Origin of the sequence: Streptococcus parapneumoniae (assembly GCF_037076355.1) — a bacterium.
Taxonomy (GTDB): Bacteria; Bacillota; Bacilli; order Lactobacillales; family Streptococcaceae; genus Streptococcus; species Streptococcus parapneumoniae.
This window is the reverse complement of sequence record NZ_AP026968.1, coordinates 444,703-467,668: the sequence shown is the minus strand read 5'-3', so window position 1 is coordinate 467,668 and position 22,966 is coordinate 444,703. Positions and strand designations below refer to the sequence as shown.

Sequence of the window (22,966 nt, the reverse complement as noted above, 5' to 3'; positions counted from 1 at the left end):
CTCCTTAAATTCCTTCACCATTATTCATGCGTTTAACGATTTGGTTAACCGCGACTAGCAATACTACGTTAATCACTGCATTAAACAAACCCACCGCTGTTGAGTAAGAATAGTCTCCTGATACAAGACCAACTTTATAGACATATGTAGAGATAATTTCAGAAGTTGGCAAGTTCAACGATGTCTGCATCAGGAATGCTTTTTCATATCCGACATTCATGATTCCACCTGCAGCTAAAACAAATTGGATAACCATAATAGGCTTAAGAGCTGGAATATCAATGTGCCAGATTCGTTGGAAGATATTGGCTCCATCCAGTCGTGCTGCTTCTACTAAGGCTGGATCTACATTTACCAACGTTGCCGTGTAGAGCGTTGAAGCCCACCCCATTCCTTGCCAGATACCACTAAAGATGTATAAAGGTCTAAAGAAGTCTGGATTTGTCAAGAAGTCAGCCTTCATTCCAAACATAGAGAGAAAATTGTTAATTGGTCCTCCCACTGAAAAGAAAAGGAAAATCATACCAACGATAACAACGACTGAGATAAAGTTTGGTGCGTATAAAATGAGCTGAATTCGTTTTTTAACTTTTTCACTCAAGAGTTGATTGAGCATAATAGCAAGAATGATTGGTGGTAAAAAGCCAAGCAATAAACCATAGATACTTAATTTTAAAGTATTGGCTAACAAGATACCAAAGTTGGGAGAGGATATGAATTTTGTAAACTCAGAAAAACCAATCCAATCACTCCCTAAAATTCCTTTTAAGGGATTATAATCTTTAAATGCGATTAAAACCCCATACATAGGGATGTATTTAAAGATAAATGTTAAAACTAAACCAGGGACAGTCATCAATAACAAGAGTTTTTGTTTCTTGATTCTTTCCCAAAGAGAAACTTGCTTCGCTTTGCTATTCATAGCAACCTCCTTTTTGAAACGTTTCATTTTTACCTAGAAAAGATAGCGCTTGGCGCTGTCTATTTATTTTATTTTTGAAACGTTTCATTTTTTCTTTAAAAAATAAATCTTTTTTTATCTGAATTCATTCTATCATTGATAGCGCTTTCTGTCAAGACTTATTTTCATTTTTTGTTGTTTTTCCTTCAACAAATTTTACTGGTAGGATTGTCTGCAAATTAACAGTCTTTCCATCAAGAATATCAAACAAAATCCGAACCGCTTCTTTGGCCATTTCTTCCAGGGGTTGCTCAATTGTTGAAAGTAGATAATCTCTATCTCCAGCCATTTTAATTCCATCGTATCCAATAATTTGGACATCATGAGGAATATGTTTGCCATTTTTTTCTAGTATATCAATAACATCTAAAGCTGTAAAGTCGTTAATTGTAAAAATTCCATCTATAGAAGAATTTTCTTCCAAGAAACTCTCTAGCTTCCCATGATAGTCAGTAACTGTCTCATCCAAATCAAAAATACTAAGAGGTATTTTATGCTCTTGGACATACTTTTCAAAGGAAATTCTACGACGTTTGGTTTCATTAATGGTTGTATTATGTCCGCCCACAAAGGCTAAATGCTGACATCCTTTACTAATTAGTTGTTTAGCTGCTTCTCTTCCACCTGCATCATTATCTGATGAAACACAAGGAATGGCAATATCTGAGTATGTACGGTCAATACTGACAAAGGGAATTCCTGACGACAGGTAATGTTCAATTGGACTATAGGTAATAGCAACCACTCCATCAACTTTATTATGACGCAACATCTCCAGATAGTCTTGCTCTCTATTTGTACCATTTATAGAACATAAGAGTAATTTATTATTCCTCTTATAGACTTCATTTTCCACATGCATAGCAAATTCTGAAAAGAAGGGATGCCAGATACTTGGTACAATGATTGCAATCGTTTCTGTTCGATTTTTTTTCATTCCTCTAGCGTAGTAATCTGGAATGTAATTCAAGGTTTTAATTGCTTGTTCCACTTTTTTCAAAGTTATTTCTTTAATACCTTTTTCTTTATTAATCACACGTGAAACTGTTCCAACACTAACTCCTGCTTCTAAAGCAACATCTTTCATGGTAATTGATTTTCTTTGTTCTACCATATTATCACCTCCTTTCAATATATAGTATCATGCAAACGCTTTTTTAGCAACTATTTCTCAATCATTTTTATCCAGACCCTTTTTACCATCATGGATAAAATCACTCCAATCAGCTTTCTAAAATCCCTTCAATTTTCATATATAGGAATCTACCTACCACATGAAAAGACTTTGTTTGCTTCTATCTCCTCTTTTTCATGATATATTTTCGTACAGGTGCTTCAATAGTTTCTGTAGTAAAATGAACCAAAAATAGTACACGTTGCGGTATAATGTTCTTATGGCATATTCATTAGATTTTCGTAAAAAGTTCTCTCCTATTTGTGAGCGAACAGGTATAGTCAATTGATTGTCAGTTTGAAGACCAAGAGTCGTAAGGCAAAGGATGTGGCAGAATCCATCCAAGGGTGGCTAGCACAATTTCTAGTGAACCTCTTTAAATCTATTACATTTGACTGTGGAAAAGAGTTTTCAAAATGGAAAGATATTTCCAATCAGCACGATAGTGAGAGCTTTTTTGCGAATCTAGGATGTCCAAGACAGCGGTGTCTCAACGAACATTCAAATAGACTTTTAAGGTGTCATGACTTGCCAAAGCAGACAGACTTCAACGAAGTCAGTCAAGAATTTTAGGCTGGGCAAAAACTCAATTTCAGGAGAAAATGAAATAAATATTCCCACAATAAAACGCATAGTATCAAAGTTTTCAACACCTGATATTATACGTTTTTTAATTTTAAAGACTTTTTTCCCAGCCTCAAGAAATCACATCCCACCTAAATCCCTTGGATACCAAACACCTCATCAGGTATTTTCTGAGTTGGTAAGACTGTCTAGCTTAATTTGACAAATGGAGGGCGTTAAATCCAGTTTTTACAGGAAGTCTATTTAAATATTTTCACACTGACCTTACAAAATATGAAATAAATTATATAAAGTCATTCCCATGACAAAGAATAACATCCCTTTAAAACAGTATCTTACCCAATTTTCAGGTAAGACTTTTGATACAACCGTCCCCAATACCCCTCCGCATATAGAAGCAAGAAAAATAACTGGAACAGGTGCTAAATGATACTGATTTAAACCTGTAACCACAACAATTGTAGCCAAATGAGACAGCTGGGAAAAGAAAATAATTGCAAGAGAATACATCGTTGCTTCTTTTATCGAAATAGAAAAAAACACCATCAATAAAGATACATTGAGCGGACCACCACCAATCCCTAAAAAACTAGAAATCAAGCCCAATAGAAGACCACAAATCATATAGAATCCTATCTTATCAAATTGATAAGTTTTTTTAAAATCTGCTAAAACAAATGATACAAGTAGCATCACAAATAGTAAAATCATTTGAACAATGGATACTAGCCGTACTGATAATTGAGATAACAAAACTTGAAAAATAAGATGACCTAGAAATCCTCCTAAAACAGAAGAAAAGGATACCGTAAAAATCAATCTCCATTTTATCTCTTTACTTTGTGAAAATCTTTTGATTGTTGAAATAATCGCCATTATAAAAACAGAGAAACTAGAATAAAAAGCAATATCACTGACCGAATGGTATCCAAAACTATCCATAAGTGGCTTAATTATAATTCCACCACCCATGCCTGATATAGAACCCAATCCACTAGCTATTATAATGATTAGAAAATAAATAATCTCAACCACTTTTTAAGTCCATCCTATTCTTTCAAACATCTAAAACCTAGATGGCTACTAGTGGAAGTAGAAATACATCCATTTCTAGCAGCTACTCGGTATCGATTACAATAAGAACAATGACATAAAAAGGAACCTCCTCTGATAGCATACTCCTCCTCTTGTATCCCATATTTTGGCAACTCATAGTCATCTTCATTAAAACTAGCTAATAAGGTATATCTCGGATTGCGACACCATTCCCAAACATTCCCAATCATTTGATATAGACCAAAATCATTAGGTAAAAATTCATAGACAGGAGCCGTTCCTATAAATCCATCTAAGCCAGTATTTTCATAAGGAAATCTTCCTTGCCAAGTATTGGCATGATAATATCCACCTTCTAAAAGAGTATCTCCCCAAGGATATTCAGATTGTCTTCCTCCTCTAGCAGCATATTCCCACTGTGCTTCAGTCGGTAAAGACATTCCGCTCCAATTACAGAAAGCCAATGCATCTTCTAAAGCAACATGAACTACTGGATGGTCTTCTAAACCCACTAGATTACTGTTCTCACCATAGGGATGTTTCCAGCAAGCGTTCGGAACTTGTAACCACCACGGAGCCCCAGCAGGATGAGGATATCCCTCCCTTTCTGCCTCTGGAACGAACAATATAAAAACAAAAGACCACTCTTGTCGCTCAGCTAGTGTTTTATAGCCTGTTTCTTTCACAAATTGAGCAAATTCTTGATTCGTAACTGGAGTATCCGCAATGGAGAAATCCTTTACACTAACAGCAACTTGAGGACCTTCAAAATCATCTAAAAATCCCTCCTCAGAATTTGTTCCCATCATAAATGTCCCACCCTTGATTTTTTTCATCTTCATGATTGACTATCCCCCGTTTTCGTTAGAGTGGGTGTTATTTTAGATAGTTCAACAGGAACTAACTCTTCATCCACAACAAAACCTTCTTCTCTATATCTAAGAAAGTCTACTAATTTTTTCTTCATCTGACGAACAATAGGTTGGTATTTTTCACTTGGATACAAATCATTCATTTCATGCGGATCTTTTTTCATATCAAATAACTGATAATGATTTAGAACAGGAAACCAGATAAATTTCCACTGGTCTGTCAAGATATATTGACTAGAATCTTTTCCTAAAGCATGTTCACCATGAAATTCTGTTCGCCACCCCTCATACTGTCCAAATAATAAATTCTTAACACTCCGTCCATCTAGTTCATCTGTAGTAGTTCCTCCTGCCAAATCCACGAGTGAAGGAAAAATATCTTGGATTTTCACTAATTGCTTGATTGTTCCCCTATTACCAGCTATCAATCCAGCCGGATCGTAAATGAACGAAGGAATGTGGATACTTCCTTGATAAGGATATCCCTTTCTAAACAGATAATGTTCACCAAGCTGATCCCCATGATCCGAAACGAACCAGATAATCGTATCTTTATCATGACGAAATTCTTTTAGGGCAGTCAAAAAGCGACTAATTTGATGGTCTATATGAGTAATCAATCCAAAATAAGCAGCAACCATTCTTCTTTGATCATCTTCCTTTAATTTCCCTCTTAAAGCATAAATAGACGGAATTTGCTTTTCTAATACTTCCCAATTCCCGATATGCAAATCGAGAAATTGAGGCAAGCGTTCCATATACATATCAAAATAGTATTTTGGGGGATTTAATGGAGCATGTGGTTTTTCAAAAGACATTTTGAGAAAAAAAGGAACCGTTGGATCTCTTCTTTGTAAAAATGAAATGGACTCACTCACAACCCAGTTTGTTGGATGTAACTTCTCATCTTTATCCCAAGGTCTAGCTTCCCAAGAATTACAATCCATTCCGTCATCAATCAAATCAACATCATAACCAACTTTACCCTTTAAAAAGGCTAGATAGTCACTAGCATAATCAAATTGACTTCCATAAGCCTTGTCATACTTTCTATCAACATGTAGATACCCATCGTGAAGCAAGACATGATCAAACCCAAGTCTCTGTCTGGAAGGAAAAACATGCATCTTACCAATACATTCTGTCTGATAACCCATATCTTTAAAGACTTTTGGAAGAGTATTAGTAAAATTCCAAGGCACCTCATCTTGATAACCAACACGTCCACTTTTATCTTGATCTAAACCAGTCAATAAAGCTGCCCTAGCAGGAACACAAGAAGGAACTGGAGAATAGGCATTTTCAAAATTATAACCTACACTAGCCATCATATCTAATGTTGGAGTGCTAACTAGCTTATCCTTACTATTCAAGGATAAGGCGTCTGCTCTCATTTGATCTACAACAATCAAAATAATATTTGGCTGTTTTGTCTGAACCATAAAATCTCCTTTCTAATATGGCAAAAGAGGCACAAGAAGATATCTACCTTTACTGCACCCCTTTCTATATCAATCTCTCTATATAAAGCAATAACATTCTTGTTATGTTTTATAGAAAAATGAACTAAAATATGACTAAATCGATTAGGAAATTCAAATCATTTTCTAGCACTGTTTTAGAAGTTACAGTGTACTATTCTAACTTCAACAGACTATAAACCTTTGTCTAATAACAATTTTAGTGGAGATAAGAAATCCTACACCTAACTCATCTTACACGTAATCTATTTCTATTTTATCACAAAAAACGTAAGTAAGACCATTAACTCAATTCAGTTTTATCTGCCATTTTCACAAATGGGAAATACGTCAAGACACTAATAATCAAACAAACAACTGATAAGATGATGGCACGCCAATCAAATGCTGTAGAGAAGAAACCATATAAAATTGGTGGCATTACCCAAGTAACATTTTGTGTAACAGGTGAAACAAGACCCCAGCTTGTTGCCCAGTAAGCTACCGTTGCCATGAAGACTGGGCTAAGTACAAATGGTATAAATAGCAAAGGATTCAAGACAACTGGTAAACCATAATTGACCGGCTCGCCAATATTAAACAGAACTGGTGCTAGACCAAGTTTGGCAACTTTTCGATAATGACTATTTCTTGAAAAAATTAAAATAGCAAGTACTAATCCTAATCCTCCAAACCAGACAAACGCCCCAAAAGATCCACTTGTCCATATATAAGGAATCGGTTCACCTTTTTGGAAAGCATCCAAGTTCGCTAACATAGCAACTCCAAATAGCCCTTCCATGATGGGAGCCAATACATTTCCTCCATGGAGACCAAAAAACCAGAATAACTTATTCAAAAAGATCATCAGAATAACTGCAAAGAAACTTTGAGACAAACCTAGTAATGGCGTTTGTAACACCTTGTAAACCCAATCAATCAATAAGTCATTGCTAAGTAAATGGAAAACATAAGTCAAGATGGCTACTATATACATCGCCATAAATCCTGGAATGATAGAAGTGAACGGCTTAGCAATCGCAGGAGGAACTGAATCTGGTAACTTGATTACCCAGTTCTTTTTCATCACTTTACAGAAAATAATAGAGGCTAAAAATCCAATCATCATGGCTGTAAAGTAGCCTCTGGCATTGATATGGTTTCCTGGAATCACATTCCCAATAGTTACCATCAGATTTTTACCATCAAATGCTAGATTATCAATTCCTTGTAAGATTTGATCTAATTTCACATCTCCTACATTTGCCAAAGGGAAACTCTTTGTAACTGTACTTCCAATTGAAATGACAAACGAGGCAAGTGATACCAAACCAGCAGAAACTGTATCAACCTTGTAAATCTTAGCGATATTCACTCCCAAGCAATAGATGAACAACAAGGAAACAATTGGTATACTTCCCTTGAATACCAAATTATTGATGTCAACAAGCCACTGAAAAGTTTTCGTAATACTTTCTAGGTGAAATTGTTGTGGTAAATCCACTAGAAAAGCATTTAATAACAAAGCAATGGAACCTGTCATAATAACAGGCATAGTCCCCACAAATGAATCACGTAAAGCAACTAAAAACTTCTGATTCCCAACTTTCATTGCAATTGGAGAAAGTTTTTCTTGCATTTTATCCAACATTGTATTCATACCAAACTCCTAATTTTTTTCAAATCGTTTGTACACTTCTACCACTTCTTTTGCTAAGTCAACAAAGGTCAGACTCGTCATTAAATGATCTTGCGCGTGTACCATCAAGAGGCTAATTGAAGTTTCTTCCCCCTGTGCCTCTCTTGTCAACATTTCTGTTTGAGCCTTATGCGCCTGTAGTAAGGCAGCATTCGCATCAGCTAATCTTTGATTGGCTTTTGAGAAATCACCTTTTTTTGCTGCCTGAATAGCCTCCATAGCATTACTTTTGGCTTCCCCACCATACATAATTAGCCCCATTACAGATTCTAAATTACTTTCATTCATAGCATTCTCCTCAATCTTAGTCTAATAAACTTTCAGCTAAATCTAAGACTTTAGAACCATTCATCATTCCGTAATCTGTCATCGGAATAACCGCCACAGGAATCTGTCTATCTTTTAATTTTTCTTGAAAATCCCCTAGTAAATAGCGAACTTGAGGGCCTAAAAGCAACACATTCACTTCTTTTGTTGCTACAATTTCTTCTGCTTCAGGAGCAGGAACTGCAAAAATTTCTGCATCCAACCCCTTATCTTCTGCTGCCTTTTGCATCTTTGTCACTAGCAGACTTGTACTCATACCTGCTGCACATGCTAACATAATTGTTACTTTAGCCATAGCTTACTCCTTTATCACCTATTTACTGACCTAGCCAAGCGAGATACTGTATGTCTCACTCCTCTAATTGCCTTGCTCAAGGCATAAATATTATCGACTGTTGCCAGTCCCCCATATCCTGCGTCACCTATATGTTGAATATCAACTCCACAAATTTTATTTCTCAGCGCTATTTCCCTAATTGTCTCCGTATCAGATGTTTCTTGACTAGTCCCAATAGCACTCAGTACTAGCCCATCTTTACTGTGAACTAAATCTACCACTGCGCGTAATTCTTCATCGTTAAAAGAAGGAACGGTTCCAACTGCTGGAACAAGTATCACATCCGCACCTGCTTCCAACAATTGCTCTGCGACAGAAAGCTCTGCCACAGGCTCATTCACTCCTGCGCCGTGCATCTTACCTGCAATAATCAAACCAGAAAAGTTTTCCTTAGCAGTTTGAACAGCCTTAATGATTTCTCGATTGCTAACTCCTGTACCTGGATTTCCAGTCAGACAAACAAAATCAAACCCAAGTTCTTCAATCCTCTTAAAGGTATCTCTGTTTGCAACACGACCTGCAACAATTTCTTGTGTTTCTTCTAGCATTTTTGCAGATGGGTCAATCGGTTCCAAATTTACACCAATTGGGCAAGCAACGAGCTGGTGTAAGCGATGAATAACATCATCACCTGAACTATCCAAAGCATAAATTTTAGGCTCAAAAACATCAACACAATTCAATAAAATCATGTCAGCTCCAAAAGCTCTAGCAATTTCAGAATTAGTGATATCTCCAACAAATGTCTCACGAGTGGCTACATTTTCAGATAGAACAACTCTACCTTCACTTGCTAAAATACTTTGTTTTAATTCTTCAGCATTCATCTCTAATATCTCAGATGGATTTGCACTAATTAAACGTTTCATTCTCAATCCTCCAACTGATTGAAATATTTTCGTAACAACTAGGCTCTATATCATTGTTAGCAAGAACCCCTATCATCACATACTACTCTATTTTCTATCTTGTAAATTACTTTCCATTATTTTCCGTTGCACTTCCTCTTAAATATATTTTATTATCAAAAGTTATCAATTATCTTTATTTTTTGACGTCAAGTTGTTATTTGATTATCTTTTGTTATTTATATTTTACAACTATAAGAAAGCCTTGTCAAGGATTTGTGTAAATATTTGATTATTTTTTATTATCAATATATAATAAAAAGAGACCAGTAAGTAATGAAAAGCTTAAAAAGATTAACATCTACATTTATCCATAGCAAAAAATCATAGGATTTTAAGAATCTGACAACTAGGAAGAAAACTAATATGACCTTATCTAAGAAACAATTACAACTAAGAGCTAAAATACTGGAGACAGTTTACACATTAGGACCCATTTCACGAATTGAAATTGCTACCAAAACAGGAATAACACCTGCAACAACTAGCAGTATCACAAATGAGCTGATTAAAGAAAACATTCTCTTAGAACTTGGTGAAGACGAACACGATACAAGTGTAGGGAGAAAAAAAATTCTGCTAGACATTCAAGCTAATCGATTTTACTACATTGGTTGTGAACTATCTGAAAAACATTTCACTTTTGCTTTAGGAGATAATCTAGGAAATATCTTAAAAGAAGAGAAAGAAATTGTTACTAAACAGTTAATCCAAGAAAAGGGAAATCAACTTATTAGCCAGACACTAAAGCAATTCTTAAATAACTGCTCTGATTATGAAATAGAAGCAATTGGAATCGCGCTACCTGGTCGCTATTTAGATGATTATAAAATAACAACAAACAATCCTTTATGGCAACATATCGACTTAGAAATGATTCAATCCCACTTTGATAAGCCTTTGTTTTTCTCTAACAATGTTAACTGTATGGCTATAGGTAAACGCCTATTTAGTCGCCAACAGAATGACTCTAATTTTGCTTATTTTCATTTTGCTAGAGGTATGCACTGCTCTTATATCTACGACGGGAACATTTATGGGAAAGGAAATCTAATGATTGGAGAAATAGGGCATACAGTGGTTTCATCTGAGGGAGAAGAATGTGGTTGTGGACGCAAGGGGTGCTTACAAACTTTTGCTGGAGAATCTTGGTTAATCAAAAAATCAAAAATTCTATATCATCAATCTCCCTATTCTCTACTTCCTAGTTTAGTCAAAAATGCCGATGATATTGATATCCAAGTTATTTTAACCGCTTATCAATTAGGTGACACTGGAATAATCACACTTATCCATCAAGCCTTACTCTATCTTAGTCAAACCATTTTAAATATCAGTATGATGATTGACTCTCAAAAAATCTACCTACATAGTCCTTTACTAACAAATCAACACATCATCCAAAAACTATATAGTGAAATGAACTACAAACCCAAACTGCTCTATAATCGCCTACCTGAAGTTATTATTGAACCTTATAATGATTTTACAGCTGCACACTCAGCTATTGCACTTTGTTTGTATCATACAATTCTACATCCCTAATTTTCTATTACATTTAATAAATAGGCTAAAAAGAGGGAGTATATCATAAAAAGCGAACAAACCTGTTTTCTGAAAATCAGAATTCTGTTTTGTTCGCTTTCTTTATATTTGTAATTAAACTCCTATCTCCCCTTCTTCATAATATATTTCCGTTCAGGTGCTTCAACCATTTGAACGATTTCAAATCCTTCTTTTTGGTAAAGGTGCTTGGCTGCTTGATTTACTTCGAATACATTTAAAGAAATACTATCTATCTCTTCATTTTCAAAGGCCAAACTAACAAATTTCCTTAAAGTCTGGCTACCTAGTCCCTGCCCCTGTTTCTGGGGGTTGATCAAAAAGCGTCCGATATGTAGATTTCTCTCTTCTAGTCTGATTTTCTGGATAAGCCCCACAAACTCTTGTCCTTCAAAGATTGAAAAGATTCCTTCCAAATCTTGCAAGACTTGAATTGTCAATGGAAATGAAATCCTTGGTCCCATCCATTGTTCTTGAAATGATTTGCCTAGGGAGTTGGACCATTGGCATACGAGCTGAGCATTTTCTTTGCTCACATTTTCTTCAAAACGAATTGTCATCTTTTCCTCACCATCTTATCTATGTTTCTCCATTATACTACTTCTCCTATTTTTTACGAATAGATAAGTATGATTGATATTTATTTTTTTCTTGTCGGGAGCATTCTCGCTTCCTTTCTTGGTTTGGTTATTGACCGTTTTCCAGAGCAATCCATTATCAGCCCAGCCAGTCACTGCGATTCCTGTCAGACTCGCTTGCGTCCCTTAGATTTGATTCCGATTCTCTCGCAGGTCTTCAATCGCTTTCGCTGTCGCTACTGCAAGGCTACTTATCCTGTCTGGTATGCGCTTTTGGAACTAGGCTTAGGGCTCCTCTTTCTGGCTTGGTCTTGGGAATTACTTCCCTTGGGGCAAGTCATCCTAATCACTGCTGGTTTGACCTTGGGCATCTACGACTTTCGCCATCAGGAATATCCCTTACTGGTCTGGATGACTTTCCACCTAATCCTCATGGCCTTCTCTGGCTGGAATCTGGTCATGATTTTCTTCTTTGTTCTTGGAATTTTGGCTCATTTTATCGATATTCGCATGGGCGCAGGGGATTTTCTCTTTTTAGCTTCTTGTGCTCTCGTCTTTAGTGCGACCGAATTACTCATCTTGATTCAGTTTGCTTCTGCGACGGGCATCCTGGCCTTTCTCCTGCAAAAGAAAAAGGAAAGACTTCCTTTCGTGCCTTTCCTCTTACTCTCTGCTTGTTTGATTATTTTTGGTAAGCTACTGCTTGTTTGATAAAGTCCAATTTCTGCCATATGTCCTTCATGAAATTATTTCACAGTTGAATTATAAATTATTTCTTTTGTACAAAGGAATGATGTTATCAAATCGATCTGTTCTTTTATCTTCTTTATACTGATCAAAAAATTTCATTTCGACTGAAAATATTTCGCTTATAAACTGTAAACGAATACTTTGTTTAGACATTATAGTCGCTAGACTGACTAGATGATTACTCAAAACGACGTCCAGAATACTCTTTACTTTGCTTGGTTTTTTAACAAAAATTTGATCATCCAGAGGTTCAATCATTTTGTAACCTTTTTGCGCAATTTGACGATAAAAGTAAGAATGTTGCTTTGGAGTCAATAATCCTAACTTAAAAGCTCGATACTCTAAAGCCTGTATCGAAACATTCAAATCCGACTTCAATAAAATATAACTATCAGGATTGCTGACACGCTTGCCAACCCTCTCTTCAAATTTGACCAAAAACTCTTCTTTTGGCAATAAAAAACATGATGCAAAATAATTTGCTTCTTGCTCCAAACGATCGCCATCTTCATTCATATCTTTATATTTGTGTAAAAGAATATGTCCTAGTTCATGAGCTAAGTCAAAATTTCGACGTACAGATGATTTATTCGTCCCCAACACAATATAAGGTCTTCCCAATTTTGACCATGCGCTATAAGCATCAGCTTGCCCATTAATTAATCGTTCCACGATATAGATGCCTGAACGTTCTAATTTATAAAGCAAATCATGATTATCTTTTGAAATACCTAATTTTTCCCTGGCATAAAGAGCCAATTCCTCAATGGATTCTCCCTTATGATAAGATTCACTCACTACATTACTTAGGTCATGAATTGTAATATTAGGTATAATTACAAAACTTTCAAAATAATCAATCAAACTATCTACCTTATGTAAATACATAGTTTGAATATCTATTGTTTTCCGTGTTGCTAGGTCTGCATTTCTAAAGGCAATTACAGAAGAATCAAATCGAATACTTTCTTCTTCTTGTTCAAAATAAGTTAAATCAACATGAAATTGGTTGGCCAAATGCATTTTGGTTGATAATTTAGGTTTAGTTTCGTTAGACTCAAACTGCCAAATGGCTTGTTCCGTTAAATTAATTCTCTGAGCCAATTCTGCTCTACTTAAACCATTTAACAGCCGTAATTCTTTCAATACCCGACCATTAAACATTTACATACTCCTTACTACTTTTGACCTTCTTGTTTTTCTATTCTTGGAATAATTTCAAAATCTTCTGTTTCCGATAATTCTGAAAAATTAGGAATATCTTGGTATTTAGCTTCTTCGAAATGGTACGAACTTGATTGAATATACTCAGACAAATCTTGAATCAAGTGTAACTGACCAGTTCGTGCATCAGGCATAACAACATCTACAGATATAATATTGTTTGCTGAGTCCGCCTCATAAGTTAAAATCATAAATTTTTCGATATTCGAATTTTTAGTAGCTTGTTCAATTTCTTGAATCATTTCATCAGAAACTAACTCCATCTGAATTGGAAAAGAATGACTATCTTCATCATTTTTATAGGAAGAATGTTGATTAAGATAAAGTGTATTAATCTGAGCATATTCAAATAAGTAGCCACTCTTATTTTTTTGTACCAAAGGAAATTGGTTCGTAAGTCGCTTCTTACCCTTTATAATTAACAATACTTTCCCATATTTTTCTGTATTTGTTTCAAATTCTAAATATCCCCAAGTCTGTCCTGCTAATTTTAATTTATACTCAAACAAATCTGCTGATGCAAATGCAGTATCAATATGATTAGGTCGTGTCCATGCATAACCATTCGACACTATCATGGTCTCTCTTTTTTCTAGACGTTCATCTACATAATCTTTTTGCCCTTTCATCAAAGTATCTACAATTTTTTGTGCCTCAAGCGAATCAAAGAGATCCTGATTCAACATAATTCTTCCTCCTTCAAATTCTTTTTAATGAATTATATCATTTTCTTAAAGAAATTACTACAATAATTAGCTTTTTCTTAAAGTTGCATATCAGAGTAATTTAGAAAATTATATCTTCTATAGTAAAATCAATTAAAAACTGAACAAATTTATTGGGAAATTCAAATCACTTTCTTAAAATATTTTAGGAATCATAATGTACTATTCCAGATTCAATTCATTATAAAACTAGCCTTTCTCCTACAAAAGAAAAAGGAAAGACTTCCTTTTGTGCCTTTCCTCTTACTCGCTGCTTGTGTGATTATTTTTGGTAAGCTACTGCTTGTTTGATAAAGTCCTGAATCGGCTCTCCTTCATGGAGGGCTTTTACGATTTTTGAACCAACGATAACGCCATCTGATACCGCATTGAAGCGTTCCACATCGGCTTGACTTGACACACCAAATCCTGTCAAGACTGGAATGTCAGCTACTTGATGCAATTGCGCCAAGTGCTTATCCAAGTCTGCTCGGTAGTTTCCTGATTTTCCTGTCACCCCATTGATGGCAACGGCATAGACAAATCCTTCTGCTCCTTCAATCAACTCTTTTTGGCGCTCAATTCCTGTCGTCAAACTAACTAGAGGAATCAAGGCCATGTCTGTGTCTGCCAAAAATGGTTCTACAAAGTTGGCATGCTCATGAGGCAGGTCTGGAATAATCAAGCCCTTAACCGCTGTATCTGCCAAATCTTTGACAAAGTTCTCAACACCGTACTGAAAGAGGGGGTTGAAGTAGGTCATGATGACCAGTGGAATCTCTGTTTCAATGGTTTTCAAGGTTTCAACCAAAGCCTGGGTAGAGGTCCCGTGGGCTAAACTGCGCAAGCCAGCTGCTTCGATAACAGGTCCATCTGCGACAGGATCTGAAAAAGGAATACCCACTTCAATTGCAGAGACACCCAAATCTTCTAAAAAGTGGATTGTTTCAGCGAGTCCATCCAAACCTTTCTCATGGTCTCCTGCCATGATATAAGGAACGAAAATTCCTTTTCCAGCTGCTTTAATAGCGTTCAATTTTTCTGTTAGTGTCTTAGGCATGAGCTTCTCCCTTCTTTGCTGTATCTGCTTCCAAGCGGTCCTTGACTTGAACCACATCCTTGTCCCCACGACCTGATAGACAGACAATCATGGATTTGTCTGGACCGAGTTCTTTGGCCAATTTCACCGCAAAGGCGATAGCATGGCTAGATTCCAAGGCTGGTATAATCCCTTCCACACGAGACAAGAGTTGGAATCCTTCCAAGGCTTCCTCGTCAGTCACAGGAACATAGCTGGCACGTTTGATATCATGATAGTGAGAGTGTTCTGGACCGATACCAGGATAGTCCAAACCTGCTGAGATAGAGAAGGCTTCAAGAATTTGACCATGCGCATCTTGGAGCACATCCATGAGGGAACCGTGAAGAATGCCTGGGCGACCCTTAGTCAAGGTAGCGGCGTGGTGCTCTGTATCCACACCAAGTCCAGCCGCTTCAGCTCCATACATGGCTACAGACTCATCTTCCACAAATGGATGGAAGAGACCGATGGCATTTGAACCACCACCAACACAGGCTACTAGGGCATCTGGCAGATCTTGTCCTGTCAAGTCGCGGTACTGTTGTTTAGCCTCTCGACCGATAACACTCTGGAAGTCACGAACGATTTCTGGGAATGGATGAGGCCCCAAGGCAGAACCAAGGATATAGTGGGTGTCGTCGATATTTGCCACCCATGAACGAAGGGCTGCATTGACCGCATCCTTGAGCACGCGCGAACCGTCTGTCACTGCCTCAACCTTGGCTCCCAAAAGCTCCATACGGAACACATTGAGGGCTTGGCGTTTGACATCTTCCTCACCCATGTAGATAGTACATTCCATGTTAAAGAGGGCTGCAGCAGTTGCAGTTGCTACACCGTGCTGACCAGCACCTGTTTCAGCGATAATTTTCTTTTTACCCATGCGTTTGGCAAGCAAAACTTGTCCCAAGGCATTGTTAATCTTGTGAGCCCCTGTATGGTTGAGATCTTCACGTTTGAGATAAATCTTGGCTCCGCCAATATGCTGAGTCAAATTTTTTGCGTAGTAAAGAGGAGTTTCACGCCCCACATACTGGCGTAAGAGCTGGTTTAATTCCTCTTGGAAACTTGGGTCTGCCTGACTTTCACGGTAGGCTTTCTCCAACTCTAAAACTGCTGTCATCAATGTTTCTGGGACGAAACGTCCGCCGAATTTTCCGTAAAATCCATCTTTATTTGGTTCTTGATATGCCATTCTTTACCCTCTCTATAAATCTTCTAATCTTTTCATGATCTTTTTGTCCATCTGTCTCCACTCCGCTTGATACATCAACTGCATAGGGAGTAAAGTGTTGAATTGCTTTTACTACATTGTCTTCATTAAGCCCACCTGCGATAAAGAAAGGCTGAGTTAGTCCAATCGTATCCAGTTGAGCCCAGTCAAAGGTCTGGCCACTCCCAGCCACAGGGGCATCAAAGAGTAGATAGTCTGCCTGAGAATTGGGCACATGACCCTCTCCATCCACCTGCACAGCCTGAATACTGGCACAAGGCAAATCCTCAAACAAATCATCTGCTACCTGACCGTGAACTTGAACCAAGTCCAAGCCAACTTTGTCAATCGCTTCTAGCAATTCTGCCCGACTTGGTGAAACAAATACGCCAACCTTCTTAACATTAGCAGAAATGGGCTTTGCCAACTCAGCAGCCTGATCCAAGGTCACCTGTCTTTTACTAGGTGCGAAGACAAAACCGATGTAGTCGGCTCCTGCTGAAACGGCTGTTTCCACCGCTTCTTTGGTCGATAATCCGCAAATCTTAATCTTTGTCAATCTGCAACTCCTTGATTCTCTGGGCTACATCTTCTGCCTGCATAAGAGCTGTCCCTACCAAAATTCCGTTAAAATATGGCGCTACTCGTTCCGCATCCTGCCCTGTGAAAATAGCAGATTCAGAAATGTACAAGCAATCATCTTTGAAATGTTTAGCCAAATCTACACTGGTCTGCAAGTCAACTTCAAAGGTGGTCAAATTGCGGTTATTAACCCCAATAATCTGAGCACCAAGTCTGTGAGCCACTTCTAGTTCAGTTAGATTGTGAGTCTCCACCAAGACTTCCAGACCAAGCTCTGTCGCATAGTCATAAAGTTCCTTGAGGCGTTCTTCGGACAAGGCTGCCACGATGAGCAAGATAACTGTTGCACCTGCATTGCGAGCGCGGATAATTTGCTTTTCATCGATAATAAAGTCCTTGTTAAGCGTCGGAATCTGTACCTGACTGGAAATCTCCCGTAGATAATCCAAATGTCCTTTAAAGAAAACTTCATCTGTCAGAACAGAAATCATCACTGCTCCGTTCTCTTCATAAGTCTGGGCCTGTTGCACAATATCCACATCTAGATTGATATCTCCCAGACTAGGGCTAGCTTTCTTGACCTCAGCGATTACCTGTAAACGGTCTTGGTGTTGTTTTAGATAGTCAGCCAAGCGATAGGTCTGGCGCAGGGGCTGGATTTCCTCCAGCTCCATCTGCTCAACCTCACGCGCCTTCTGCTCCAAAATTCGTGCTAAAAATTCCTGACTCATTTTTGGTACTCCTGTAACAGTCTGAGTTTTTCAAGGGCCTTGCCACTAGCAATGACTTTACGAGCTAAGGCAACTCCATCCTTGATATTATCTACCTTACCATTAGCATAGAAACCAAGACCAGCATTTAAAACTGTCGTTTCCAAGAATGGACTTGGTTCGTTTTTAAGAACGCTGAGCAAAATTTCTGCATTTTCCTGAGCATTCCCTCCACGAATATCGTCGATAGCGTAGCCTTCCATCCCCAGATCTTCTGGAGTGAAGCTTGACAAGCTGATTTCGCCATTTTCAAGAAGTGCAATCTTGGTTGTTCCATTCAAACCAGCTTCATCCAATCCTTCTGGTCCAGCAACAACGATGGCACGTTTGCGACCCATATTTTTCAAAACCTGAGCTGTACTTTCTAGAAGTTCTGGACGACTAATTCCAAGAAGCTGTGTTTCCAAAGCCATTGGGTGAATCAGAGGACCAGTCAAGTTCATAATCGTTGGAATTCCCAATTCCAAACGAGCTGGCATGATATATTTCATAGCTGGGTGCATATTTTTGGCAAAGAGAAAGACGATGCCAGTTTTATCAAATACCTTACCTAGTTCAGCTGGTTTGAGGTCTAGGTTGATACCCAAGGCTTCGAGGACATCTGCAGAACCAGATTTAGAAGAAATCGAGCGGTTACCGTGTTTTGCCATGTGAACACCACCACCAGCCAAGACAAAGGCTGCAGTTGTGGAGATGTTAAAGCTGAAAGACTTGTCCCCACCTGTACCACAGTTGTCCATGGCATCATGAATTTCAGTTGGAATATGTTGAGCATGTCCTCTCATGACTTGGGCAATGGCTGTGCGTTCTTCAGGTGTTTCCCCCTTCATCTTAAGAGCTAAGAGGAGAGAAGCAATTTGCGCTTCAGTTACACGCCCAGTTACGATACGCTCAATGACATCCGTCATTTCCACACCTGATAAATTTTCAAATTTTGCTAGTTTTTCAATAATCTCTTTCATCCTAGTTTCCTCACTTTACAACCTTCTCGATAAAATTCCGAATAGAAGACAAGCCATCTGGCGTTCCAATGCTCTCTGGATGGTACTGGAAGCCATAAATCGGTAGGTTTTTATGTTGAATCCCCATGATGGCTTGGTCATCAGTCGAACGGGCTGTCACTTCAAAGTTTTCTGGCATTTCTTCAATCAAAATACTGTGGTAACGCATGACCGCACGGCCATCTTCGATACCTTGATACAAAACAGATGGCGCTTCAAAGCTGATATTGCTCTGTTTCCCATGCATGACTTTTGGAGCCAAACCTAACTTACCACCAAAGACTTCTGCAATGGCTTGGTGGCCCAAACAAATTCCAAGAATCGGCTTCTTGCCAGCAAAGTCACGAATCATGTCTTCCATCTTTCCAGCATCAACTGGCCAACCAGGACCGGGCGAAAAGACCAGACCATCTGCTTTTCCAGCTTCTTCATACAGCTTGGGATCATCATTTCTCAAGACCTGAACTTCTGCAAAATTCCCAATGTACTGCGCCAAGTTATAGGTAAAAGAATCATAGTTGTCAATCAATAAAATCATGGTCTTAGTTCTCCAATTCTAGTCATAGATTTTGCTTTGTTAATGGTTTCTTGGTATTCGTTTTGGGCGATGGAATCGTAGACAATCCCTGCCCCAGCCTGCACATAGGCTGTTTGATTTTTGAGAATCATAGTTCGGATGGCAATAGCAAAATCCATATCACCCGTCGCAGACAAGTAGCCGATTGCTCCTGCGTATACGCCACGTTTTTCCGTTTCCAGTTCATAAATGCGTCTCATAGCTCGAATCTTTGGTGCTCCAGAAACGGTTCCAGCAGGAAGTGTTGCTTTCAAGGCATCCATAGCAGTGAGTTCTGGAAGCAAACGCCCCTTGACCACACTGGTCAAATGCATAACATAACGGAAGAGCTCCACTTCCATATACTTAGTGACTTGGACACTGGCCGTTTCAGAAATGCGGCCAATATCGTTACGTCCCAAGTCTACTAACATTCGATGCTCTGCTGTTTCCTTCTCATCCGAAAGCAGGTCTGTCGCCAAATCCTTGTCTTCTTCATCCGTAGCTCCTCTTGGTCGCGTCCCTGCAATCGGATTGGTTGTTACGATGCCATTTTTGACGGAAACCAAACTTTCTGGGCTAGCTCCGATGATTTGATAATCCCCAAAGTCATAGAAATAGAGGTAATTCGATGGATTGGTCACGCGAAGATTTCTGTAGAAGTCAAATGGATTTCCAGTCACTTCTGCTGAGAAGCGTTGACTAAGTACACATTGGAACATATCGCCATTACGAATCAAGTCACGAGCGGTTTCCACCATTTCCTCAAACTTCTGAGGAGCAATATGCGGTTTGAAGTCCAGCGGAGATAGATCCAAGTCTTCAAATTCATTTGGAGCAGGAATGCGTAATTCCTCAAGCACTTGGTTCAAGGATTTTTCCAAGTCTTCTTGACTGCGCTCACTATAGAGAGAATCCTCGATGACATGGATTTTTTCCTTCTTGTGGTCAAAGACCATGTAGCTCTCATAAACAAAGAAATGCATGTCTGGCGTCCCAATTGTATCTTCAGGAATTTGACCAATTTCTTCATAAAGCGAAATCATATCGTAGCCAACAAAACCAATTGCCCCACCACCAAAAGGGAGGTCTGAATGGTGCTGTCTCTTATGAGTCACTTCATAAAGGAAATCCAAGGGATCCCGATCAATCACTTGACCATTTTGATAGAGAACTCCATTTTCAAACTTAATCTCAAAAACTGGATTATAGGCTAAGATAGAAAAACGAGCTGTTTCCTTGTCTCTCGGAATACTCTCTAAAATAACCTTGTGTTGCCCCTTTAGGCGCATATAAGCCAAGATTGGTGATAAGACATCTCCATGAATGATTCGTTCCATTGTAATTTCCCTTTCAGTTCCTTATTTTTAATTTTTTATCTTTTTTTATTTCCCTTAAATAGTGCGGACGGGAGGTAAAATTATCCAGTGGATGATTTTAGCAATCCAGGAAATGAAAGACCTAATTTTTGAGCTCCTCGCTCATTCATTTCTGGGCTCAGGCTAAAATAGTTCCCCGAACTATTTTACTCTCAAAAATTCCGTCCTAGAGAAGCATCTTTGCTTCTCTAGGATACCACTATGGCGGGAAACAGCTTTTAGAAACTCACTTCGTTCGTAAATATTCTATAACGACCTATTTATTGAAAATATTTAAAAAATTAATCGCAATATCTGCGGTAAATATATAAAAATCCCCACGCAAAACAACTTGCGTGAGGACGAAATTCGCGGTGCCACCTCAATTATAGGATTTCTCCTATCTCTCATTCCTGTCTCAGAAACCTCCTGTAACAGGTTGTGCGATAAAGGGCACTCCCTTGAGAATTATGTTTTCTTCTCTCGTTTCAGATGGACCCAACCTTACAGCTTTCTCTGCTTGTTTCCAGCAACCACAAGCTCTCTGTGAGAGAAAGGACTGTAATTTTTCCATCTATTATTTCTTAGCTTCTAGGTAGTCTGCAATTGCAGCTACGTCCTTGTCTCCACGACCAGAGACATTGATGATGATAATATCGTCTTTACTTAGTTTCGGTGCACGTTTAACTGCTTCTGCGATAGCGTGCGAACTTTCAATCGCTGGGATAATCCCTTCTGTCTTGCTGAGGAGGAGCAAGGCTTGAACCGCTTCTTCATCCGTTGCTGCAACATATTCCACGCGACCTGAATCTTTAAAGTAGGCGTGTTCTGGGCCAACCCCTGGATAGTCCAATCCAGCTGAGATAGAGTAAACTGGAGCTAACTCTCCATCTTCCTTAAAGACTGCATAAGTCTTCATGCCATCAACAATTCCGACACTACCTTTTGTCATAGTAGCTGCGTGTTTGTCTGTGTCAAGTCCATGACCAGCAGCTTCAACCCCAACCAATTTAACTTCTTCATCAGCTACATACTGAGAAAAAGCACCGATGGCATTGGAACCACCACCTACACAGGCAATAACGTAGTCTGGTAAACGACCTTCTTTTTCTAAGATTTGACGGCGAGATTCTTCACTGATGACCTTTTGGAACTCGTGGACAATTGTAGGATAAGGGTGAGGACCTACAGCAGATCCCAGAACATAGAAGGCTTCAAGGTCATTCATCCATGCTCCAAAGGCTGCATCAACAGCATCTTTGAGGGTACGAGTCCCTGTTTCAACTGCGTGAACAGTTGCTCCCATCATCTCCATACGGAAAACATTGAGACGTTGACGTTCCACATCCTCTGCTCCCATGTAGACATCACAGGCCATCCCAAACTTGGCTGCAGCCGCTGCTGTCGCAACACCGTGCTGACCAGCTCCTGTTTCTGCGATTACTCGTTTTTTGCCCATACGTTTGGCAAGAAGGATTTGTCCTAAAACATTGTTGAGCTTGTGAGAACCAAGGTGGTTAAGGTCTTCGCGCTTGAGATAAATCTTAGCGCCACCTAGGTGGTCTGTCAAACTTTCCGCAAAATAGAGTGGTGTTTCGCGACCGGAATAGTCCTTTAAGTAATGACGAAATTCTGCCAAAAACTCTGGATCATCTTTGTACTTGTCAAATGTCACTTCCAACTCATCCAACAAAGCCTGAATCGGCTCCGGTACAAAACTACCACCAAATTGTCCAAAATAACCTTTAGTTGTCATAAAATTTTTCCTCTTTTAGTATGAATCCGGCCTTTTTGTTTGCTTTTAGTAGTAGGCAAGGAGCTGTAGATAGAACTCAAGTTCATCAAAGCGACTTAACGCCCTAATAAAAGATAAACAAAACGACGGATAGAAAAAAGCCCACACACAGAATTAAATTCCGTGTGAGGGCGTTGGTAACGCGGTGCCACCTCAATTATAAAGGGTCTATCCCTTTACATCTCTGCCTTGTCTAACAACAAGTTGCACTGTAAGGTGTGCGCACCGAATTTTCATTGTTTCAAATTCATTTTTAAAATCAGCCCACTTTCACTACTTCCAACCACCTGTTCACAATCACCACAGGCTCCCTGAAGATCAAAAATAGTTACTTTTCTGATTTGTTGAACTTATTTTAATACTTTGTTTTTTCTTTGTCAAGACTTTTTTACAATTTTTTTGAAAGATGTGT

At 38.5% G+C, this 22,966-nt stretch carries 23 protein-coding genes, 1 pseudogene and 1 other annotated feature; of the genes and pseudogenes, 4 read left to right on the top strand and 20 right to left on the bottom strand.

What is annotated here, in order from left to right; genetic code table 11:
- Positions 1-4: 4 nt before the first annotated feature.
- Positions 5-922 carry an ABC transporter permease gene (locus SP4011_RS02555; protein ID WP_001084979.1) on the bottom strand — a complete coding sequence of 306 codons (918 nt, stop codon included), beginning with the start codon at positions 920-922 and terminating at the stop codon, positions 5-7.
- A gap of 151 nt (positions 923-1,073) precedes the next feature.
- A complete protein-coding gene (locus SP4011_RS02550; protein ID WP_172928775.1) occupies positions 1,074-2,075 on the bottom strand; it encodes a LacI family DNA-binding transcriptional regulator in 1,002 nt (333 codons plus the stop codon).
- 387 nt (positions 2,076-2,462) lie between these two features.
- Between SP4011_RS02550 and SP4011_RS02545 the strand changes: the two genes are divergently transcribed.
- On the top strand, positions 2,463-2,708 hold the full coding sequence (locus SP4011_RS02545; RefSeq protein WP_261024936.1) for an IS30 family transposase: 246 nt from the start codon (positions 2,463-2,465) through the stop codon (positions 2,706-2,708).
- Between the two features lie 276 nt (positions 2,709-2,984).
- On the opposite strand, the gene SP4011_RS02540 is transcribed toward SP4011_RS02545, so the two are convergent.
- From SP4011_RS02540 to SP4011_RS02510, 7 genes are all read right to left on the bottom strand, one after another.
- Positions 2,985-3,755, bottom strand: a complete 771-nt coding sequence (locus tag SP4011_RS02540) for a sulfite exporter TauE/SafE family protein (protein ID WP_218774142.1) — start codon at positions 3,753-3,755, stop codon at positions 2,985-2,987.
- 14 nt (positions 3,756-3,769) lie between these two features.
- Positions 3,770-4,618: an SUMF1/EgtB/PvdO family nonheme iron enzyme gene (locus tag SP4011_RS02535; RefSeq protein WP_164226078.1), complete on the bottom strand. Its 849-nt coding sequence runs from the start codon at positions 4,616-4,618 to the stop codon at positions 3,770-3,772.
- The gene (locus SP4011_RS02530; RefSeq protein ID WP_000250871.1) at positions 4,615-6,090 is read right to left on the bottom strand and encodes an arylsulfatase; all 1,476 of its coding nucleotides are present in this window, start codon (positions 6,088-6,090) and stop codon (positions 4,615-4,617) included. Before SP4011_RS02530 ends, SP4011_RS02535 begins: the two co-directional genes overlap by 4 nt.
- 322 nt (positions 6,091-6,412) lie before the next feature.
- Positions 6,413-7,768 (bottom strand): PTS sugar transporter subunit IIC, encoded by a 1,356-nt coding sequence (locus SP4011_RS02525; protein ID WP_001094994.1) that lies wholly within the window; start codon positions 7,766-7,768, stop codon positions 6,413-6,415.
- 9 nt (positions 7,769-7,777) lie between these two features.
- Positions 7,778-8,095, bottom strand: coding sequence for a PTS lactose/cellobiose transporter subunit IIA (locus SP4011_RS02520; protein WP_050239156.1), 318 nt, complete (start codon positions 8,093-8,095; stop codon positions 7,778-7,780).
- Between the two features lie 16 nt (positions 8,096-8,111).
- Positions 8,112-8,429, bottom strand: coding sequence for a PTS sugar transporter subunit IIB (locus tag SP4011_RS02515; RefSeq protein WP_001151646.1), 318 nt, complete (start codon positions 8,427-8,429; stop codon positions 8,112-8,114).
- A 14-nt stretch (positions 8,430-8,443) separates the two neighbouring features.
- Positions 8,444-9,340: a haloacid dehalogenase-like hydrolase gene (locus SP4011_RS02510; RefSeq protein ID WP_338619727.1), complete on the bottom strand. Its 897-nt coding sequence runs from the start codon at positions 9,338-9,340 to the stop codon at positions 8,444-8,446.
- 405 nt (positions 9,341-9,745) lie between these two features.
- Here SP4011_RS02510 and SP4011_RS02505 point away from each other — a divergent pair, with 405 nt between their 5' ends.
- Positions 9,746-10,924 carry an ROK family transcriptional regulator gene (locus SP4011_RS02505; RefSeq protein WP_071478879.1) on the top strand — a complete coding sequence of 393 codons (1,179 nt, stop codon included), beginning with the start codon at positions 9,746-9,748 and terminating at the stop codon, positions 10,922-10,924.
- 122 nt (positions 10,925-11,046) lie between these two features.
- Here SP4011_RS02505 and SP4011_RS02500 read toward each other — a convergent pair whose 3' ends face one another.
- The gene (locus SP4011_RS02500; RefSeq protein WP_338619724.1) at positions 11,047-11,502 is read right to left on the bottom strand and encodes a GNAT family N-acetyltransferase; all 456 of its coding nucleotides are present in this window, start codon (positions 11,500-11,502) and stop codon (positions 11,047-11,049) included.
- Positions 11,503-11,571: 69 nt separating this feature from the next.
- Here SP4011_RS02500 and SP4011_RS02495 point away from each other — a divergent pair, with 69 nt between their 5' ends.
- The gene (locus tag SP4011_RS02495) at positions 11,572-12,231 is read left to right on the top strand and encodes a prepilin peptidase (protein ID WP_338619722.1); all 660 of its coding nucleotides are present in this window, start codon (positions 11,572-11,574) and stop codon (positions 12,229-12,231) included.
- A gap of 51 nt (positions 12,232-12,282) precedes the next feature.
- Here SP4011_RS02495 and SP4011_RS02490 read toward each other — a convergent pair whose 3' ends face one another.
- Both SP4011_RS02490 and SP4011_RS02485 read right to left on the bottom strand, forming a co-directional pair.
- Positions 12,283-13,434, bottom strand: a complete 1,152-nt coding sequence (locus tag SP4011_RS02490; protein ID WP_000481755.1) for an XRE family transcriptional regulator — start codon at positions 13,432-13,434, stop codon at positions 12,283-12,285.
- Positions 13,435-13,448: 14 nt separating this feature from the next.
- The gene (locus SP4011_RS02485) at positions 13,449-14,180 is read right to left on the bottom strand and encodes a hypothetical protein (protein WP_000934014.1); all 732 of its coding nucleotides are present in this window, start codon (positions 14,178-14,180) and stop codon (positions 13,449-13,451) included.
- A 228-nt stretch (positions 14,181-14,408) separates the two neighbouring features.
- Here SP4011_RS02485 and SP4011_RS02480 point away from each other — a divergent pair.
- Positions 14,409-14,510, top strand: a pseudogene (locus SP4011_RS02480) (prepilin peptidase); the annotation flags it as partial.
- Here the strand turns inward: SP4011_RS02480 and trpA are convergent.
- The 8 genes from trpA to trpB (SP4011_RS02440) form a co-directional block, all read right to left on the bottom strand.
- Positions 14,482-15,258 (bottom strand): tryptophan synthase subunit alpha, encoded by a 777-nt coding sequence (trpA, locus tag SP4011_RS02475; protein WP_338619719.1) that lies wholly within the window; start codon positions 15,256-15,258, stop codon positions 14,482-14,484. The pseudogene SP4011_RS02480 and the gene trpA sit on opposite strands and share 29 nt — an antisense overlap.
- Positions 15,251-16,474, bottom strand: coding sequence for a tryptophan synthase subunit beta (gene trpB, locus SP4011_RS02470; protein ID WP_338619718.1), 1,224 nt, complete (start codon positions 16,472-16,474; stop codon positions 15,251-15,253). Before trpB (SP4011_RS02470) ends, trpA begins: the two co-directional genes overlap by 8 nt.
- On the bottom strand, positions 16,452-17,051 hold the full coding sequence (locus tag SP4011_RS02465) for a phosphoribosylanthranilate isomerase (protein ID WP_338619715.1): 600 nt from the start codon (positions 17,049-17,051) through the stop codon (positions 16,452-16,454). Before SP4011_RS02465 ends, trpB (SP4011_RS02470) begins: the two co-directional genes overlap by 23 nt.
- Positions 17,038-17,805 carry an indole-3-glycerol phosphate synthase TrpC gene (trpC, locus tag SP4011_RS02460; RefSeq protein ID WP_261013255.1) on the bottom strand — a complete coding sequence of 256 codons (768 nt, stop codon included), beginning with the start codon at positions 17,803-17,805 and terminating at the stop codon, positions 17,038-17,040. The genes SP4011_RS02465 and trpC overlap by 14 nt, the downstream gene beginning before the upstream one ends.
- Positions 17,802-18,806, bottom strand: coding sequence for an anthranilate phosphoribosyltransferase (gene trpD, locus SP4011_RS02455; RefSeq protein WP_261013254.1), 1,005 nt, complete (start codon positions 18,804-18,806; stop codon positions 17,802-17,804). The genes trpC and trpD overlap by 4 nt, the downstream gene beginning before the upstream one ends.
- Before the next feature lie 10 nt (positions 18,807-18,816).
- The gene (locus SP4011_RS02450; protein WP_000601915.1) at positions 18,817-19,383 is read right to left on the bottom strand and encodes an aminodeoxychorismate/anthranilate synthase component II; all 567 of its coding nucleotides are present in this window, start codon (positions 19,381-19,383) and stop codon (positions 18,817-18,819) included.
- On the bottom strand, positions 19,380-20,741 hold the full coding sequence (gene trpE / locus SP4011_RS02445) for an anthranilate synthase component I (protein ID WP_338619711.1): 1,362 nt from the start codon (positions 20,739-20,741) through the stop codon (positions 19,380-19,382). The genes SP4011_RS02450 and trpE overlap by 4 nt, the downstream gene beginning before the upstream one ends.
- A 373-nt stretch (positions 20,742-21,114) precedes the next feature.
- Positions 21,115-21,346 (bottom strand) — a binding site (T-box leader).
- A complete protein-coding gene (gene trpB / locus SP4011_RS02440; protein ID WP_000208442.1) occupies positions 21,337-22,515 on the bottom strand; it encodes a tryptophan synthase subunit beta in 1,179 nt (392 codons plus the stop codon). It overlaps the preceding feature by 10 nt.
- Between the last annotated feature and the right edge of the window lie 451 nt (positions 22,516-22,966).

What these genes read in the sequence shown, in the direction of transcription:
- SP4011_RS02515 (WP_001151646.1), bottom strand. Translation starts at nt 8,429, where the DNA reads ATGGCTAAAGTAACAATTATGTTAGCATGTGCAGCAGGTATGAGTACA.
- SP4011_RS02505 (WP_071478879.1), top strand. Translation starts at nt 9,746, where the DNA reads ATGACCTTATCTAAGAAACAATTACAACTAAGAGCTAAAATACTGGAG.
- trpE (WP_338619711.1), bottom strand. Translation starts at nt 20,741, where the DNA reads ATGGAACGAATCATTCATGGAGATGTCTTATCACCAATCTTGGCTTAT.
- trpC (WP_261013255.1), bottom strand. Translation starts at nt 17,805, where the DNA reads ATGAGTCAGGAATTTTTAGCACGAATTTTGGAGCAGAAGGCGCGTGAG.
- trpD (WP_261013254.1), bottom strand. Translation starts at nt 18,806, where the DNA reads ATGAAAGAGATTATTGAAAAACTAGCAAAATTTGAAAATTTATCAGGT.
- trpB (WP_000208442.1), bottom strand. Translation starts at nt 22,515, where the DNA reads ATGACAACTAAAGGTTATTTTGGACAATTTGGTGGTAGTTTTGTACCG.
- SP4011_RS02535 (WP_164226078.1), bottom strand. Translation starts at nt 4,618, where the DNA reads ATGAAGATGAAAAAAATCAAGGGTGGGACATTTATGATGGGAACAAAT.
- SP4011_RS02550 (WP_172928775.1), bottom strand. Translation starts at nt 2,075, where the DNA reads ATGGTAGAACAAAGAAAATCAATTACCATGAAAGATGTTGCTTTAGAA.
- SP4011_RS02450 (WP_000601915.1), bottom strand. Translation starts at nt 19,383, where the DNA reads ATGATTTTATTGATTGACAACTATGATTCTTTTACCTATAACTTGGCG.
- trpA (WP_338619719.1), bottom strand. Translation starts at nt 15,258, where the DNA reads ATGCCTAAGACACTAACAGAAAAATTGAACGCTATTAAAGCAGCTGGA.
- SP4011_RS02525 (WP_001094994.1), bottom strand. Translation starts at nt 7,768, where the DNA reads ATGAATACAATGTTGGATAAAATGCAAGAAAAACTTTCTCCAATTGCA.
- SP4011_RS02500 (WP_338619724.1), bottom strand. Translation starts at nt 11,502, where the DNA reads ATGACAATTCGTTTTGAAGAAAATGTGAGCAAAGAAAATGCTCAGCTC.
- SP4011_RS02555 (WP_001084979.1), bottom strand. Translation starts at nt 922, where the DNA reads ATGAATAGCAAAGCGAAGCAAGTTTCTCTTTGGGAAAGAATCAAGAAA.
- trpB (WP_338619718.1), bottom strand. Translation starts at nt 16,474, where the DNA reads ATGGCATATCAAGAACCAAATAAAGATGGATTTTACGGAAAATTCGGC.
- SP4011_RS02485 (WP_000934014.1), bottom strand. Translation starts at nt 14,180, where the DNA reads ATGTTGAATCAGGATCTCTTTGATTCGCTTGAGGCACAAAAAATTGTA.
- SP4011_RS02520 (WP_050239156.1), bottom strand. Translation starts at nt 8,095, where the DNA reads ATGAATGAAAGTAATTTAGAATCTGTAATGGGGCTAATTATGTATGGT.
- SP4011_RS02495 (WP_338619722.1), top strand. Translation starts at nt 11,572, where the DNA reads ATGATTGATATTTATTTTTTTCTTGTCGGGAGCATTCTCGCTTCCTTT.
- SP4011_RS02510 (WP_338619727.1), bottom strand. Translation starts at nt 9,340, where the DNA reads ATGAAACGTTTAATTAGTGCAAATCCATCTGAGATATTAGAGATGAAT.
- SP4011_RS02530 (WP_000250871.1), bottom strand. Translation starts at nt 6,090, where the DNA reads ATGGTTCAGACAAAACAGCCAAATATTATTTTGATTGTTGTAGATCAA.
- SP4011_RS02490 (WP_000481755.1), bottom strand. Translation starts at nt 13,434, where the DNA reads ATGTTTAATGGTCGGGTATTGAAAGAATTACGGCTGTTAAATGGTTTA.